This is a genomic window from Ruminiclostridium papyrosolvens DSM 2782, from assembly GCF_029318685.1.
Taxonomy (GTDB): Bacteria; Bacillota; Clostridia; order Acetivibrionales; family DSM-1351; genus Ruminiclostridium; species Ruminiclostridium papyrosolvens.
Window position 1 is genome coordinate 3,864,595 of sequence record NZ_CP119677.1, and the last position, 16,337, is coordinate 3,880,931.

At 36.7% G+C, this 16,337-nt stretch carries 19 protein-coding genes; all 19 read right to left on the reverse strand.

Translation table 11 applies throughout. The features are described 5' to 3' along the window. Positions 1 to 14 precede the first annotated feature (14 nt). Entirely contained in the window at positions 15 to 1,169 is a 1,155-nt protein-coding gene (locus tag P0092_RS17300) for a glycosyltransferase family 4 protein (protein WP_004616032.1), read from the reverse strand. Positions 1,170 to 1,195: 26 nt separating this feature from the next. Continuing rightward, complete coding sequence (locus P0092_RS17305) at positions 1,196 to 2,137, reverse strand: 3-Oxoacyl-(acyl-carrier-protein (ACP)) synthase III domain-containing protein (protein ID WP_004616031.1); 942 nt, start codon at positions 2,135 to 2,137, stop codon at positions 1,196 to 1,198. Between the two features lie 165 nt (positions 2,138 to 2,302). Continuing rightward, on the reverse strand, positions 2,303 to 2,560 hold the full coding sequence (locus tag P0092_RS17310) for an acyl carrier protein (protein WP_004616030.1): 258 nt from the start codon (positions 2,558 to 2,560) through the stop codon (positions 2,303 to 2,305). Further along, positions 2,557 to 3,591, reverse strand: a complete 1,035-nt coding sequence (locus P0092_RS17315; protein ID WP_004616029.1) for an HAD-IIIC family phosphatase — start codon at positions 3,589 to 3,591, stop codon at positions 2,557 to 2,559. The genes P0092_RS17310 and P0092_RS17315 overlap by 4 nt, the downstream gene beginning before the upstream one ends. A gap of 34 nt (positions 3,592 to 3,625) precedes the next feature. Beyond that, positions 3,626 to 4,897: a B12-binding domain-containing radical SAM protein gene (locus tag P0092_RS17320; RefSeq protein WP_004616028.1), complete on the reverse strand. Its 1,272-nt coding sequence runs from the start codon at positions 4,895 to 4,897 to the stop codon at positions 3,626 to 3,628. A gap of 22 nt (positions 4,898 to 4,919) precedes the next feature. Continuing rightward, the gene (locus tag P0092_RS17325) at positions 4,920 to 5,372 is read right to left on the reverse strand and encodes a GNAT family N-acetyltransferase (RefSeq protein ID WP_004616027.1); all 453 of its coding nucleotides are present in this window, start codon (positions 5,370 to 5,372) and stop codon (positions 4,920 to 4,922) included. Positions 5,373 to 5,374: 2 nt separating this feature from the next. After that, positions 5,375 to 6,550: a bis-aminopropyl spermidine synthase family protein gene (locus P0092_RS17330; RefSeq protein ID WP_004616026.1), complete on the reverse strand. Its 1,176-nt coding sequence runs from the start codon at positions 6,548 to 6,550 to the stop codon at positions 5,375 to 5,377. Then, on the reverse strand, positions 6,551 to 6,808 hold the full coding sequence (locus P0092_RS17335) for a hypothetical protein (RefSeq protein WP_040758133.1): 258 nt from the start codon (positions 6,806 to 6,808) through the stop codon (positions 6,551 to 6,553). It abuts the gene before it with no gap. A gap of 43 nt (positions 6,809 to 6,851) precedes the next feature. After that, positions 6,852 to 7,532 (reverse strand): HAD family hydrolase, encoded by a 681-nt coding sequence (locus tag P0092_RS17340; RefSeq protein WP_004616025.1) that lies wholly within the window; start codon positions 7,530 to 7,532, stop codon positions 6,852 to 6,854. Positions 7,533 to 7,589: 57 nt separating this feature from the next. Further along, complete coding sequence (locus P0092_RS17345) at positions 7,590 to 8,060, reverse strand: type II 3-dehydroquinate dehydratase (protein WP_004616024.1); 471 nt, start codon at positions 8,058 to 8,060, stop codon at positions 7,590 to 7,592. Further along, positions 8,060 to 9,118: a Gfo/Idh/MocA family protein gene (locus P0092_RS17350; RefSeq protein WP_004616023.1), complete on the reverse strand. Its 1,059-nt coding sequence runs from the start codon at positions 9,116 to 9,118 to the stop codon at positions 8,060 to 8,062. The genes P0092_RS17345 and P0092_RS17350 overlap by 1 nt, the downstream gene beginning before the upstream one ends. A 185-nt stretch (positions 9,119 to 9,303) precedes the next feature. Further along, a complete protein-coding gene (locus P0092_RS17355) occupies positions 9,304 to 10,017 on the reverse strand; it encodes an SAM-dependent methyltransferase (RefSeq protein ID WP_004616022.1) in 714 nt (237 codons plus the stop codon). 270 nt (positions 10,018 to 10,287) lie between these two features. Next, complete coding sequence (trpA, locus tag P0092_RS17360) at positions 10,288 to 11,010, reverse strand: tryptophan synthase subunit alpha (protein ID WP_004616021.1); 723 nt, start codon at positions 11,008 to 11,010, stop codon at positions 10,288 to 10,290. Between the two features lie 165 nt (positions 11,011 to 11,175). Next, on the reverse strand, positions 11,176 to 12,321 hold the full coding sequence (locus P0092_RS17365; protein ID WP_004616020.1) for an iron-containing alcohol dehydrogenase: 1,146 nt from the start codon (positions 12,319 to 12,321) through the stop codon (positions 11,176 to 11,178). 30 nt (positions 12,322 to 12,351) lie between these two features. Further along, entirely contained in the window at positions 12,352 to 13,140 is a 789-nt protein-coding gene (locus tag P0092_RS17370; RefSeq protein ID WP_004616019.1) for a BtpA/SgcQ family protein, read from the reverse strand. Then, the gene (locus P0092_RS17375; protein ID WP_004616018.1) at positions 13,137 to 13,895 is read right to left on the reverse strand and encodes a nucleoside phosphorylase; all 759 of its coding nucleotides are present in this window, start codon (positions 13,893 to 13,895) and stop codon (positions 13,137 to 13,139) included. The genes P0092_RS17370 and P0092_RS17375 overlap by 4 nt, the downstream gene beginning before the upstream one ends. 8 nt (positions 13,896 to 13,903) lie before the next feature. Beyond that, entirely contained in the window at positions 13,904 to 14,857 is a 954-nt protein-coding gene (locus tag P0092_RS17380) for a carbohydrate kinase family protein (RefSeq protein WP_004616017.1), read from the reverse strand. Next, positions 14,857 to 15,426 (reverse strand): cysteine hydrolase family protein, encoded by a 570-nt coding sequence (locus tag P0092_RS17385; protein ID WP_004616016.1) that lies wholly within the window; start codon positions 15,424 to 15,426, stop codon positions 14,857 to 14,859. The genes P0092_RS17380 and P0092_RS17385 overlap by 1 nt, the downstream gene beginning before the upstream one ends. Continuing rightward, entirely contained in the window at positions 15,419 to 16,336 is a 918-nt protein-coding gene (locus P0092_RS17390) for an ABC transporter permease (RefSeq protein WP_004616015.1), read from the reverse strand. Before P0092_RS17390 ends, P0092_RS17385 begins: the two co-directional genes overlap by 8 nt. Between the last annotated feature and the right edge of the window lies 1 nt (position 16,337).

Below are 16,337 nucleotides of genomic sequence, written 5' to 3' on the forward strand. Positions count from 1 at the left end.
ATTTCATATCCCCCTTAATTATTTTTCATAACATTATGATACATATCACTCATAGCTTTGATTTCAGCTTCAAAATCAATGGATTTACTCCACGCTATGCTGTTATCCCTGCATTTTTTATATAAAGCTTCATTATCCAAGAGACTGTCAATGGCATTAGCCATTTTGTCAGTATCCATGAAAGGCACCTTTATCCCGTTATAGCCGTCACGCAGCCATTCATCCACACCGCCTATTTCAGCAAAAGCAACCAATGGTATTCCTCTTAGCATAGCCTCATACCCCGGATAACCGTAACCTTCGGCATAAATAGAAGGAAAAATCATAATTTTTGCCTTATTAAATACATTCAAATATTCTTCATATTTGCTATGTCCCATAAAGATTACTTTATCATCGATGTTGTTCACTATTGAAAACCTGACAAGGTCTGCTACATAAGCCTTGTCCCCTGTACCTTCAATAAACAGCTTCCAGTTTTTGTTTTTGACTTTTGTGAGGCTTTTCAGAAGCAATTCCGTTCCCTTGTGATAAACTACCCTTCCCGCAAAAAGAAGTACATTTTCTTCTGCCTGTTTTTCAAAAGTTTTTGGCGGCTTCATAATAGGAGGCATTTTGAAAATTTTCTCCCTGTCAGCACCCATATTCACCAGATAATTTACATTAGCCTCAGACAGGCAAACATTCATCTTTACTCTCTTGAGTAAATTAATTTTCTTGTTAAATGCTGCAATATCTTCTTCCTTAATGCAGCCTTCCTTTATACAGAATCGGTTAATAAATTCCTGATCCCTTTTTTCCTTAAAAAGCGGGTCACACGGACAGTAAGCGTTGTCAAACATAGGACGGGGACAAAAGGGGCCCCAATCGAATACCGATCTTACGGTTACATAATTTTCAATGCAATACTCAAAGCATTCATTTTGTAAATCAGAATGTATATGTATGATATCCGGCTTTTGTTCGTCTATGTAGCTGTAAAAATCACCGTCCCCAAGAACATCCATGGGCAGCGTCACAAGGCTTTGGTCCAGTTCATACGGCGTATTTTTTAAAGCCAGATAGTGATTTTCAATTCCATATGAACCCAGATTTTCTTCCAATATTCTAAGTATTTGATACAGTCCCCCGTGGGGGCCTATATAATCTACTATGTGCAGAATCTTCATTAAAAGCTCCTCCTATTTACAGAGAGTTAATTATTGACCTGAAGCAATATGCAGTTATAGTTTACGCTCTTTGAAATTTCTCCTATTGCATAAAATACCATCTTGTCACCTTTTTTCATCTTTCTCTTTTTCATGACATCACGGCAGTTGGCAATCAGGTCTGCATCACCAATATGTGCAATTTCCTTTATGTTGTCCCAGAAAAGAACATCTTTGTTAAGCTCCAACAACAAACAAAATATTATTTCATATATTTCAATACTAAGGTTTTGATGAAGTACACATGCCAATTCATCCTTACTTACACCATTTCTTTTCAAAAGGTTATTTATTGTTCTGGAGCATACTTTCATCATTTCAAGATTGTTATTTATTCCAACTTCACCTTCATATTGCTTTGTATTAAAATCAAAGTCTAAAATTTCAATACCGTCATTCGAGTATTTTATTTCCATTATGGCTGCCGCATCACCTATAATGGAATGGGGTTTATACCTCTCGGTGAAGCCCTCCATCATATTTGCCGTTAAAATTATTGCGACCTCATTTTCCCTTAAAAGCCTGCTTGCCATTCCAATTGTCCATACACAGGACCCGCACTGCTGATTTATTTCTGAAACAGAAGCATTTTCAATATTAAACTTTTCTTTTATGTAATTGGGAACGCTTGTTATCCCGCCATCTGTCAGGGATGTTGCTATGTCAGTGTAAAATATGTACTTGATACTATTTTTGTCTATATTGGTTTCATCAAGATACTTTTGTACAAGCTCCTCGAAAATACTCAATATATTGCGTTCATTCTCAATAGCAATTTTGTCAAAGCCTGCTTTTTCTATAAAATACTTCTCAACCTCAGCGGCATTTTGCGGGTCAGGGAATAGCTCATCCTTACATTTTTCAAAAAATTCATGTACACAAATTGTATTACCGGGTAAATAATAATCCATATAACCTATACTCGCCATATTAAAACCATCCTTTTCTTATCATTTAAATACTTTTCTGTATTTTATTGCTTTATTTTACACAATTTTACATGTTATGATAAAACTATCCCCTTTCGGCACCAGTTAAATAATAAGCCTGTTGCTTAGGGGAATACGATTTTATTAAGTTGTAAGGCTATATATTTATTTATCCGAACAACCGCTGTCAAACAAAAAATCAGTTAGGCTACCCACGGTTTCCAAGCATTCCAGTTCCAAGTCCTCTTCTATTATATCTACTTTAAAATTGCTCTCTATTTTATTAATAAAACTGGTAATGGTCAAAGAGTCCATAATTCCGCCCTGTCCAAGTAATACTGTATTTTCATTGAAAATATATTTATCTTTTTGAAGTACTTCCTTCAGCATTTCACACACCTGATTGTATATTTGTTCCTTCATTTATTCTCTCCATATATTATTTTTAGCCATTCTATTAACATTTCTTTGACTTTCTCAGCGTCTAGCCTTAGGAAAAAACTTTTCCCCGACTTTTCTATTGTTTCAAATCCCAAAAGCTTCAATAGCAAATATGCAGGTTTATTATTTTCTCTCTTTTCATAGGTACATTCAATATTTTTTATGTAAGGTTTTTCTTTTTCCAAACTAAGCATAGCACTGTTTAGAAAAGCTGTCCCTATTCCCCGACCTTCAATACGGCAGGAAATGCAAAACAAGTCTAAAACCGCATTTTCAGAATTTAAGCTAAACATACTTACCCCTACAATACCATGTTCTCCGAAAATATCAGTAAGCTCACAAACAAATATAGCCTTGCTGCTATCCGTAGCATATTCTTTTAAAGAATTCAAATCCAAACGTGTGTGGAGGTTATTCATTTGATTAGTCCTGTGAACCAACTCAAAAACACGGTTGAGGTCTGAGTCCTTATAGGCACGTATTGTAAGGGTCATACAGCACTCTTTTAAAAATTCTTCCCGTGTACCTAAAAATGCTTTTTCAGCCTGTAACCTTTTTTCTCTCTTTTCCATAAGCTCTCTATGGTTTGATAAAGAGGGAAAAGTTTCAGATAAGGACTTTATCTGTTCTTCAAGCAAAAGCTTGTCTTTTATATTAAAAACCTTTACCTCCGGCAGGAATCTCTTTACTTCATACAGCTCAAAATCATTATCATCCACAAATGCTATGCTGTCCGGGCTTATATTGAAATGGACGGATATCCTTTTAATACTCTCGGCTTTTGAGCTATCCGATATTTCAGGATTAATAAAAAATTTATCTATTTTTAATTCCCTGATTTTATAAAGAGCAGCGGAATAATCATTTCTGCTTGCAATAGTCTGTATAATGCCCATTTCGTCTGCCATCTTTATTGTGCTTACAACGTCCTCTTTGAGTCTCACATCAGAATTGTATTTTAATGTGCCATCCCAAACAGTATCATCCAAATCCCAAACAATGCACTTAATCATTTCATAGACTCCCGGTATCCATATTGTATATCTACTAAAAATTTATCCCCGGTATAATCCAACTGGGGTGCTTAACGGACTCTGCTTTTACTATTTCCACAATACAGTCTTTTACTTCAGGTGCAATATAAAAGTGAGGTTCAGTCAAGTCGGTATCTATATTAATAACTCCCTCCTTGATTGCCAGATAGTATAGGGGAGTTTTAGGATATATTCTCATACCTATAACAATTCCCGTTGATTCAGGCTCTGTCTTTTCAAGTAATGAAAAGGTTTCGTTCAGTGTTTCTTCCGTTTCGCCCGGGCCTCCCAAAATAATATTGAAGTAAACCGGCATATCCTGTAGTTTACATTCTTCTGTAGCTTTATAGATTGCTTTAGTATCGCAGCTCTTGCCATAACGCTTCAACACCTCGTTACTTCCCGAGTCCATCCCTAAATCTACCCCCTCACAGCCTGTATCTTTAAACAGTAAAATATCTTCTCTTGTGAGATTGCCCAAATCGACGCTTCCTGTCCAGCATACCGGAAGTTCTCTTCTCTTTATCTCCTGAGCAATACTACGGCTATGCTCTACAGGGTCATTAAAAACACTGTCTGTAAATAAGAAGTAGTTTATGCCCATGGTTTTTATATAAAACTCCATTTCATTTACCACATCTTCCGGCTTACGTAAATGACATGTACGTCCCTCAATAATCGGGTATGTACAGTAAATACAATTATAGTTACAACCTCTTTTGGTTGTTATGCCTATACTCCCGTGAAACTGCTTGTACCATTCAAAATTGAACTTGGCATTAAGTTCTATTAACTGTTGAGAAACGGTAAAGGGATTTTCATACAGGTCTTCCGTATCATATATAATCAAATGCGGAGGGTCTTCATTATTTTGAAGCTTCTCCAGAAGCTTGGGAAAACTTTTCTCTCCCGGCCCTATAATACCGTAATCAGCTTCTGTTATATCCAAAATCTCTTTAGGCATTATTGAAAATCCTGCACCGCCTAAAATAATTTTACCTTGATAACCGTCTTTCCTTATTTGAGAAACTAAAACCTTTAACTCCGGGATGAAAGATTTATAGTTAAGATAAACAACATTGTCCAAATTTCTCATGGAAATACCTATAATATCAGGTTGAGCCTCCCTTATTCTTTGAAGGGCTTCTTCTGTTGTCAGCAGGTTTAAGTCCACAAAATCAACTTCATGCTGCATCATAATTGACTTTGCAATTATGTAAGCCCCTATAGGAAATACAGGGTGAGGAAAACGTTCCTGATTGACGGATATCAATAATATCTTCATTTGGTTAAACAACCTCCAATGGTTAAAATTTATATTCCATAGATAAGTGTGTAGGTTTAAATCCAAATTCCTTATACAAAGCTCTCATGGATATGTTGTCTATAAATACCTTGCCCACAACCATATTTGCCTGTACGCTTTTACAAAAATCCATTGCAAACTTCATTAATTCTCCCGTTAGCTCTGTGCCCTGAAATTCTTTCACTATATAAAAACTACGGAAGTTAATATACTTTTCGTTTGTTAAAAAGTTTATTTTTTCATCCATCCACAGCCATCCGGATATTTTTTCATCCACTGTTAATACAAACATTCCTTCCGGATTTTTCTTATAACTCTTCAAGAGCTTTTTCTGGTGGACATCCAAATCCGTTACTGCAGTATCCCCGAAAGATATAATGCATATTTCCTTTTCAAAATCCGCAATAGTGAGTATATCCGATTCCTTTATTGGTCTTATATCTACTTTATCCATAATTATCCCTTTTTTATAAGATTAAATTTATTTGTATTGCATTTCAAACATCCCTGTGATTTAAGCTGCTCAACTGTTGTAATTTTTTGATTTATTCCAACCATATATTTCTCACTGCACTGTTTACACTCATATGTTCTTACTGTCTGTTTAAATTTTCCGGTATATATTTCTTCGCTGTATACACCTGATATTACTTCTTTCGTATACTGGGTAGTAGTGGTAAGTACCATCAGGTCACTTACACCGCCAAGTATTTGTGCTCCTTCGTATGAATTAAATTTGGAATATATATCTGACAAAATCAAGCCTTCGCTTACAAACAACTGCTGCATTAAAAATCTCACCTGTGGCGTTTTATGTGCAAAGGAAAGAAATAGGCATAGATTGGATTCCTTTTTTAGTATGGATATGCCTCTGCTTAAAAACAGATTCAAACCGTTCAATGTATACGGAGGATCAGTAATAACGCAATCAAACTTATTTTTGTATTCATTATCAATAGGATTGCAAAAATCATGCTGCACACAATCAATATCAATCCTATACTTCTCTGAATTCTTTTTAATATAGGCCAGTATTCTCTTATCAATATCAAAAACAGTAATATCCGCCATTTTATCCAAGTTGTCACTTACTGCTATATGCTTTAATACCAGGACAATAGCTATACTTATTAAATCATCATCTCCTACGCAAGCTATTTTTTTACCTATCAGGCAGCCTGATTTAAGCATAAGTACAGCCCTCTTTATCCCTGTTTCGGCTGTACACTTGGATTGGTCAACTTCCACATCAACCTCCGGCCTGCTATCATAAACCTGTCTTAATTCCTCAATCTCATTTTCAAAGCTGTCAAGGTCAATATCCGGATTTTCAAGGATGTCATCTAAAACATCCATATCCACATTTTTATACCCCAGCACATCCTTCACATAATACTCTCCGACTTCTGTCAAACATATGCCGTTACTTAAATCTGCGATTCCGTTCTTTTTAAACTCATTTTTCATGGCAGATACTACAGGAACCGGTAAATTCAGCATCCGAGACATTTCCTTTACGGAAATACCTCTGTACATATATGCATTTACAAGAAATTCCTTGAGGACTGCTATACCTTCTTCCAAGTGTACATTTTCATATACTTTACAAACAACATCCTTCACATCTTGCATTTAAGACACCTCATCCCAACTACAGCTTTTTTTAAAACCGGCTTTGCACTGTCCGTCTCCAACTGGCGACAAGTTACTTTGCCAATCTCCAAAGGTAAAATAAATGTTGTCACATATTCTTCTGTCGTATAAAGTCTTTCTTATACCTTTGTCCTTTTCATCCTGCTGTACAACAGTTGCCTTTACCTTACAATTATTATATATGAAAGGAATTAATATGTCATTTTTTACCTCTAAAATATTATAAATATTATCCAATATATAATAAACTTAATTGTGGTCTGCATTATTCCAGTACAACTCAAGGTCTACAAAGATTTTTCCCATGACTGGTCTCCCGTAAATCTACATATATTTGCTCTATCTGCTCTCCCAGTTCCTGCATTGTATCGGATACTGCATCAGGCTCTGCCTGTATAACTTCATCTATGCTTGTATCCCCCCAGGTTACTGCTATAGACATAACCCCGGCTTTTTTAGCACAGAGTATATCGTTAATTCCGTCCCCTATCATTACGGAATTATATATATCCCCATTTAAGTTTTGAATTGATTTCAACAGGCTTTCCGGGTGAGGCTTAGGAAACATAACATCATCTGAACATACAACAGACTTAAAAAAGCAGTTTAAATTAAGAAGTTCAAGTGTGTAAAGTGTACGCTCTCTGTCCTTGCCCGTGCATAGTGCACATTTATGTCCTTTATCAATCAGTTCTGAAAGAAGCTCTTTAACCCCTTCATGCAATAAAATCATATGTGTATTTTCCGTACTTACTTTTATGTACTCCGGAATCATTTCCAATGGAAGATTTATTTTTTTAAAAATATTATTTAAACTGTCTCCGCTATTTAGGAAAAATTCTTTATAAGGAGGTTCTCCTTTACCTACAACTTTGCGGTATGATTCTTCAAGTGCTTTCATTTGTAGGTTGTGCGAATTAATTATTACTCCGTCAAAATCGAATACCAAACACATCCTCATTAAGACACCTCATAATTGTATTTTAAGTGTTTAGGCAAGGCTTGCTCATAATAAAATTTACTCTCCTTTTATTAAAGATAGGAAATCAATTATTGAATTTAGTCCCATTTCATAACCGAAGCCTCTGAAGCCTGCAATTACCCCCACTGCTTTTTCTGAAAAAATACTGTCTGCATGCCATCCGCCTCTTGAATAGATATTGGACAAATGAACCTCCACAAACGGTATGTCGGAAGCAGTCAGGGCATCTAAAATAGAATATCCGTGCTTTGTAAACGCTGCCGGATTTATAACTGCGCCATTCACTTTTTCCATATTATTTTGAATAAAATCAACTATATCGCCCTCATGATTTGACTGGTACAGAAGCAATTCTATCTTTAACTTACAAGCAAGCTTTTTCAGCCTTTCTTCAATGTTGTCCCAGGTTTCATTACCATAATGCTGCGGCTCCCTTTTCCCCAATATATTAATATTTGGGCCATTTATAACTGCAATTGTAAGCTTGTCCACTTTTAACACTTCCATTAACAGCCATCCTCCATAATCATAGAGTAAATGCGTTCAATAATATCCACAGTATAATATCCGTCAATAGGAGATAAATAGTCTGTTTTATTTGTGCTGACTGAATTCACGAAATACTCAGCTTGTCTATTAAAAGCTATATCAGCATACCCTGATTTTATGTCCATTTTAATTATTTCTCTATCGTCTGAACAAATGTGGATTGAATCATATAGGGGATTATTACTGAATCCGAATAAAGTATGTAAGGAAATACTGCCTTTTTCATATATAAATTTAAACGTTGTATAATCACCTTTTACGTCGCTGTCCCAACTTAAGTCGAAATCAAGTATTACTTCGTTGTTAAACTGGATTTCTCCTGAAACAGCTGATTCCACATCTACCTGAAATGCTTCTTTTTTGTTGTACTCGCACCAGACTGCACTGGTAGAATTAGTGTGCCTTTGAACATTGCGCAGTGTAATTTGGGGATTCTCTTTATTTTCAATATTCATTAGGCATATATCAAATATATGTGAACCTAAATCAGCAAGAACCCCTCCGCCTGACAGGCTTTTATTAGTTATCCAAGTGCCAGGCCTTGGGACTCCCGACTTTCTTACCCAAGCTGCTTCTACCTTACAAAGCTTGCCTAGATTACTTGATGAAATTATTTCGTTGAGTTTGCTGATGTCAGGTCTAAACCGGTTAACCAAAGCTGGAAGTATAATTTTATTGTTCTTACGGGCGATTCCCAACGTTTTTTTATATTGGGAAGCAGAAAGTGCTACAGGCTTTTCACACAAAACATGCTTGTTAGCATTTAACGCCATATCAGAGTAAAACGAATGTGTGCTATTTGGTGAAGCAATAATTACTGCATCTATATCTGATTCTAAAAATTTATTAACCTCATCGAATCTGTGGATTATACCAAATTTTTCAGATATATATTCCATCCTCTCCTTATCGGAATCACATACAGATTCAATACTTGCCCCATCAATTCCTTGTATTGCAGGTATATGAGCCTTTTCTGTAATCCATCCACAGCCTATGACACCAACTCTCAACATAATCCTACATCCTTTACAATAAATAAAACTGCATAGGTTTGGCTATTTAGGGCAGTTATTTATTTACATTTTATACATTTATTTTGAATTTTTTTCTTTTTTAGTATAATATACTAAATATTTACATTTTCTATTATACTTAGTTTACTAAAAAAATCAATATATAAATAATATTTAACACAAAATTAATTTTTTCGTGCTTTTATGGAAATATGATTCATGTACTTATATGCCCCTGCTTCCATAGCCACGCAGTCTTTTTTTGCATAAGGGTTGTCAGTAGACAGCCAATCGTTCCAACATTCATTATAACCGTCCATTTCCTCAATTGACTCTATTTTTATTTTCTCTGATTTACTTAAAACTTCCCGCCACCATTGACAGGAGTGTATAGTGCTTAAATCTTGGGGCGTCCAGCATTTAAGCATCTCTTGAGGTATTTCATCATTAAATTCTTCCTTCAATCCCGGAATAGCAATTCCTATTATTCCACCACTTTTTACATGAGGAGCCAACTTTTCATCCATATAGTCTGCTTTCGTACCAAAAAAATGGTATGAATCAACTGAGATAACAGCATCGAAGTATTCATCAGGGTAAGGTAATTCAAGTGCGTCTCCATGAATGGGAATTATTTGATTTTCAACATCAACTAATTTGAACCTATTAAAGTTTTCCGTAGGATTAATCCATAAATCAGTAGCGAATACCTGAACACCAAACTCCTTTGCAAGAAATATGGAGGTTAATCCTTTGCCGCAGCCTAAGTCCAAGACCCGACTGTCTTTATCAAATTCAATGGAATAGGTCAACTCCTCCAGCATTTTCACACCGTTGGGCCCCATAAGATTTTCTTTAACAAAGTTCGGGTCATACTTATTAGTTTTGTAAAAATTCACAACTATTCTCCTTCTATGGTATTTGTATATTTATTACTTTAATGTAATTAAATACCATATAATTTATATTCTATATTTATTCTAAATATCCTTCCCCTTGAAACCAGTTTATACCGCAAATTTGTTAAATATGCCCGTTAATCTGCATTACGTGCTTTTTGCTGTTTTTAATAAATATACATAAAAAAATATTCCTCTCTGATTAATACTTAAATTCTTAACCGTAAAGGAATATTTTATATGTTTATACACAAAATTATTTACAACGTCCTACTCGTTGCAAGTCTTTTTAAACAAAGCAATTGTTTCTTTCATTTTTGGTATGTCCTTATGAAGCTTCAGAACCGTACTTCCTACGAAAACACCGTCAGCTCCTGCTTCTCTGGCCATTTTTATGTCTTCGGGTGTGTATATACCAACACCGCAGTATATCTCTCTTTTAATTCCAAGACTCTTCAAATGGTCTATACAATCCTTGAGGGTTGGAAATTCAGGATTAACGTTGTTGGTCGTAGGCTTTGCCTGCATGTAGACGAATCCGTTGGATTCAATAGCAGCCTGAATTTCATTTTCATCCATATGAAATTGAACGTAGCAGGAAATCTTTATTCCGTTGGCAATAAGCTTGCTCTTAACTTCCTGATTGTCTTTTCCTACATAAATGAGGTCCATCATATTGTTATCGACACAGAATTTAATAAAACGGTCTAAACCAATCTCAAGAATTGTATTTTCATAGGACAACAGGATAAATTTAGTATTGGGATGACTGTTTTTTATCTCTTCAATCCCATCCATATATTTGTCGTAATCATTGCAGGCAGTAAGTGCTTCTTTCATTCTGTTTGAAATATACTCCCCTTCAAGATATGGGTCAGAGGATGGAAAATCCACCTCAATTATATCACAGCCTGCATCAATATAGTCCTTAGCCATTTCTATACTTGACTCTATAGTCGGGTATCCGTTGGATAAATAACATATTAGTTTCACATTAAGCCTCCATAAGCCTTACGGCATAATCATTTTTAAATATAAATTCCCGGTGGCAGTAAGTTATTCAGTTTTAAGAGTACGTTATTTGGTTTACATAAAACTGTTTAATATGCTGCAAATTCACCAGAATAAATTTCTGCCAACCGAGAAATTTGAGTTGTTTTAATCTCTATATACTTTAATAAATAGCTCCTTGAGCTGCTCTATTGTTGGAATAACAGGATTAGTTTTAGTACATCCGTCCTTCAGGGCCATTTCAGCCATTGCAGTCAACTCGTTGGTATAGCTCTTTTCATCAGGTATTAGCTGCGCAAAATTACTTGGAATTCCAATAGATTTATTCAGCTCACGAACTACCTTTAATAAATCTCTAGCACCCATTTCTTTTGCCAGTTCATCATAGCGATTCTTTGCATCGGCATTATGTGAATTAAATTCCATTACATAAGGCAGTATTACAGCATCAGCAAGTCCGTGTGAAATTCCAAAACAGCTTCCCAGAGTGTGCGCCATAGAATGTACTATTCCCAGTGATACGTTGGTAAATGCCATTCCTGCAGCCATAGAGGCATTAATCATAATCTCCCTGCTTGCGATATCATTTCCTTGGTTGCAGGCCTTGGGAAGAGTTAATATAATATCCTTTGCCGCATTCTTCGCAAATATATTACTAATATAATTTGCTCTGTTTGAAACAAGTGCTTCCAGTGCATGAGTCAAAGCATCCATACCTGTTTCAGCCGTAATTTTTGCAGGCATTGTTACAGTGACCTCCGGGTCGCAAATTGCGATATCCGGCATCATTTCCATATTTCCTACTCCGTACTTTATATGTGTTTCATCATCGGTAATTACGACAGAACGGCTTACTTCACTGGCTGTTCCACTTGTTGAAGGAATGCATACCAGAATGGCCTTCATCCTTAGCTTTGGTATTGTATTTGGAGGTACAATATCGTTAAGTGTTTTCAGCTCAGGGTGTTCGTAATATACCCACATTGCTTTTGCAGCATCCATTGCAGAGCCGCCGCCCAGTCCCACAATTATATCAGGCTGGAAATCTTTCATTGCCTCCGCGCCATTGTAAACCGTACTGAATAGCGGATCAGGCTCAACACCTTCTATTACTCTGCTTTCTATTCCGGCTTCTTTTAAGTAATCTATTGTTTTTTGAAGAATTCCGCTTTTTTTCATGCTTGAACCACCGGTTACAATTACCGCCCTCTTCCCCATAAGGGTTTTCAGGTGTGCAAGGGAACCTGCACCAAACATCAATTGGCTTCCGGCGAGTTTCATTGGTCTCATCATATACATTCAGTCCTTTATTTTTAATTTACACTATACCTTCAAAGCATTAATCAGCTCTGTGCAAAGCTCCAAAGAAATAGGATTTTTAATATTTCCCCCTTCTTTCAGGCTGGAACCCACTATGGCACCGTCTGCAATGCTAAGCTGCTCTTTTATATTTCCTGTCTTTACACCGCTTCCGGCAATTACAGGTATATTGGTTACTTTCTTAACTCTCTTTATGATATCTATTGGAGTTTCAACTCCTATGTGAGTACCTGTCACGATAATTCCATCCGCTCCGCAGGCTTCCGCAGCTCTTGCAGAATCCTCAATGCTCACATGTGTAAGTACCATATGTGTGTGCTTTACCTGAATATCTGCAAGAATTTTTACATTTTCAGCCCCCAGATTCTTTCTGAATTTCATGGCTTCTCTGGCACAAGGCTGTATAATCCCTCCGAAAAATTCTACTGTATCCACAAACACTGGGATTCTGACAAAATCAGCTCCAATGGCCTTTGCTACAGATAATGCGGTTTTGTAATCGTTCATTGCCGCATCAATACCTATTGGAATATTGACATTTTGAGCAACGACAGCACTTATTGCTGCTAGAGCACATGACTGTTCAATGTCAAGATTTATTCCGAATACATTGTCACCCATATTTTCAATGATTATGGCATCCATTCCTGACTTTTCAAGTGCTATTGCATCCTTTACAGCCTGACTGGTTACCTTTTCCATATCGCCGCAAAAGTCGGGTGTCCCGGGCAGTGCAAGACAATGTACCATTCCCATTACAAGTGCTTTTCCTTTAAATTCTAATCCCTTCATTTAGAAGCCACCTCCTTATCATAAATAACAAGTCCATCCATTGCGATTTTGCATAAATCAATTTCTGACTGTGTTCTCGCATCTCCCTTCAGGAAATCCTTCAGGTTTTCAAGAACAGTTGTCATTGTGACAATACAGCCCTTTATTCCCATAAGATTAGCTAAAACCAACATACAGCTTGATTCCATATCTACAGCAGATATATTGTATTTCTTGAGTGCAGTGAAGGTTTCACTCATATCCCTCTGCATTTTCTCCGAAAGGCGTGAATCTCTCATCTGACTGTAGAATCCATCCATTGTACAGGATAACCCGTTTACATATTGCCTGTTATTTTGCAAAGTACTCTTATTCATACAATTAATTAATTCAATATCCGCTACCGCAGGATAAGAAACCGGTACATAAGTTTTGCTGGTAGCTTCTTCTCTCATTGAGCCTGTAGGTATAATAAGCTTTCCGAGCAAGTCATCCTTTAAGCCCATTGTGGTTCCCATACGTACTGCTACTTCCATACCGCACTGATACATTTCTTCCATGGCTATTGCAGCAGAAGGTGCACCTATTCCTGTTGATGTTACTGTTATTCGAACACCTTTGTAATAGCCGGTATAGGTGTTAAATTCTCTTGCAAAGGCTATATGTTTCACATCTTCCAACTGACTTGCAACTGTCTCAACTCTCCATGGGTCCCCTGAAAAGAGGACGTATTTTGCAATATCTTCTTCCCGGGTTTTTGAGTATAAGGTTTCCATCGTATATATCACACTTCCTCTTCTATAAATTTTTCGAATCTCTCAAGAAATTCCTGTTCAGTAGGAGCATTGGTGGTACAGCCCACCTTTTCGATGATAAAGGAGGATAGTACACTTCCAAGGCTGCAGCAGTCCTTTATACTTCTGCCTTTGAGATATCCGTACAAGAAGCCTGCCATAAATGCATCTCCTGAACCGGTGGTATCAACTACCCTTCCAAACTCTGCTGCTGTTATCCGATGGGACAGGATTCCGTTTTCTGTCTTCTGGTAATAGACGCTTCCCTTCTTGCCCAGTGTTGTTACAATAATCTGTGCTGCTGTCTTATCAAACAGCTCCCTGATATCATTGAGCTCAAAAACTCTCTGTATCTCTCCCTGCTCTCCTTCGTTGCAGAATATGATACTGCTGGAAGTGAGGACCTCCTTAAAGAATTTTTCAGGGAATGCATCAAAATCACATTTCATTCCAAAAACCAGAGGAACTTTTTCAGCCATACACTGTTTATAAAACTCAAGATTATCTTCATAAGAGCCAACAGTCATGACACCAAGCTGTGACTGTCTGAAAAATTCCGGCTTCATTCCCTTTGCATACTTTTTGTCCATAGCTCCGGGATAAAAAATAGTAACGTGGTTATTTTCCGAATCAGCTATAAGGTAACAGTTTGAAGTTGTTTCATTGGGAACTATTTCAACTGCATCCATGCATACCCCAATATTTTGAAGATAATCATAGAATCCTGTCTCTCTGTAGTCCTCTTCTCCAACTCTTATAACAGGAAGGGCCTTCATATTAAGCTTTGCCATGAGATAAGCAATATTAGTAGAGCATCCTCCGTACTGAATCCTTGCATTATCACTGTTTTCTACCAGCGAAGTATATCCGTATCTTAAAGGAGTTGTTGTTTTTATAATTCTGTCCAAACTGACATATCCGTTTATTACAACATCATATTTCATCAGACCATCTCCCCTTTATCCAGGAGATTGAAAAGCTCCTGTGAAGTCACTACCTTGCCTAAATATTTCTTTATGTCGGTCAAGTGAACCTGATTAACCGTTTCGTCATTAGTTGCCACACAGTCTGACACTACTATAGGAGTATAATCCAGATAATAAGCGTCTGTGACTGTTGCTCTGATACAACAATTTGTTTTAGTACCAACTATAATGACATTTTGAATTTTGTTTTCTCTTAGTACCATGTCTAGGTCAGTAGCAAAAAAACCACTGTAGCGTCTTTTTTTAATAACATAATCCTTCACCGGGTCAACGGTGAGCATAGGGTCTATCTCATCACCACCGGTGCCTTCAATACAGTTTGGACGCATGTTAATGAGATTTTTATCGAATTTATCCTTTCTGTTACTGTGCCTCAGAAAGATAACAAGCATATTATGTTTCCTGCATTCATCAAGAACTTTTTTTATTCTTGGCAATATTTCAAGGTTCTGAGGGTAGAACACCAGCCCTTCGGGGTCAGTGAAATCCTTTACCATGTCTACTATAACGAGTGCTGTATTATTCAAGCTTAAACCCCCTTATATTAGTACGTCTTTTCTCAATAGCCGAAACCGCAAACAATACTATAACAATCATCAGGTATGGTACTATTTCAAACAGTCCCGATACAGGTCCTGCAAACAGTGCAAGGTTTATGGCCAGTGACTTTGCAAGTCCGAAAAGAATTGCGTACATAGCTGACTTAACGGGCTTGGCTTGTCCGCAATATATTGCAGCTATTGCTATAAAACCTCTTCCTGCTGTCATGTTGTTAGTAAACAGCGCCATTCTTTCAACAGCCAGATTGGCACCTGCCAAGCCACATAAAGCAGCTCCTATAAGCACTGCTATATACTTTATTGCAGCACTGTTGATACCAACAGATTTTGCAGCTTCTTCATTCTCACCCACAACCCTTACGTAAACACCGAATTTTGTGTTATACATAATCACGGTGACAACAGCAATGAGTATAATGCTTAAATAGGTAATCGCTGTGTGTCCGCTTAAAAGTGAATTCAGAATCGGTATATCCTTTATAACAGGTATATTTATTTTTAAGCCTGCCGTATTAACAATAGAGCTGACATTGATATTAGCCATTTCCATGTATTTAAGAACAAATGAACTCAAGGCGGCAACAAAAATGTTTATACCGAAACCTGTTATGATAAAGTTACTTTTCATTGTGATTCCAAAGAACGAAAAGATTAAGCCCAAAATAAGTGTACATAAAATACTTATTAAAATTCCTAACCACAAGTTCCCCGTAATCAGAACAAACAGTGTACTGCTGAACGCCCCCATAAGCATCATACCTTCAAGTCCGATGTTAAGGACGTTTGCCTTGTGTGCAAATAAACCACCCAGTACGGCAAGAATCAACGGAGCACTATGATAGATCATGTCATACAAAATGTTATTCAATAAGCTCATA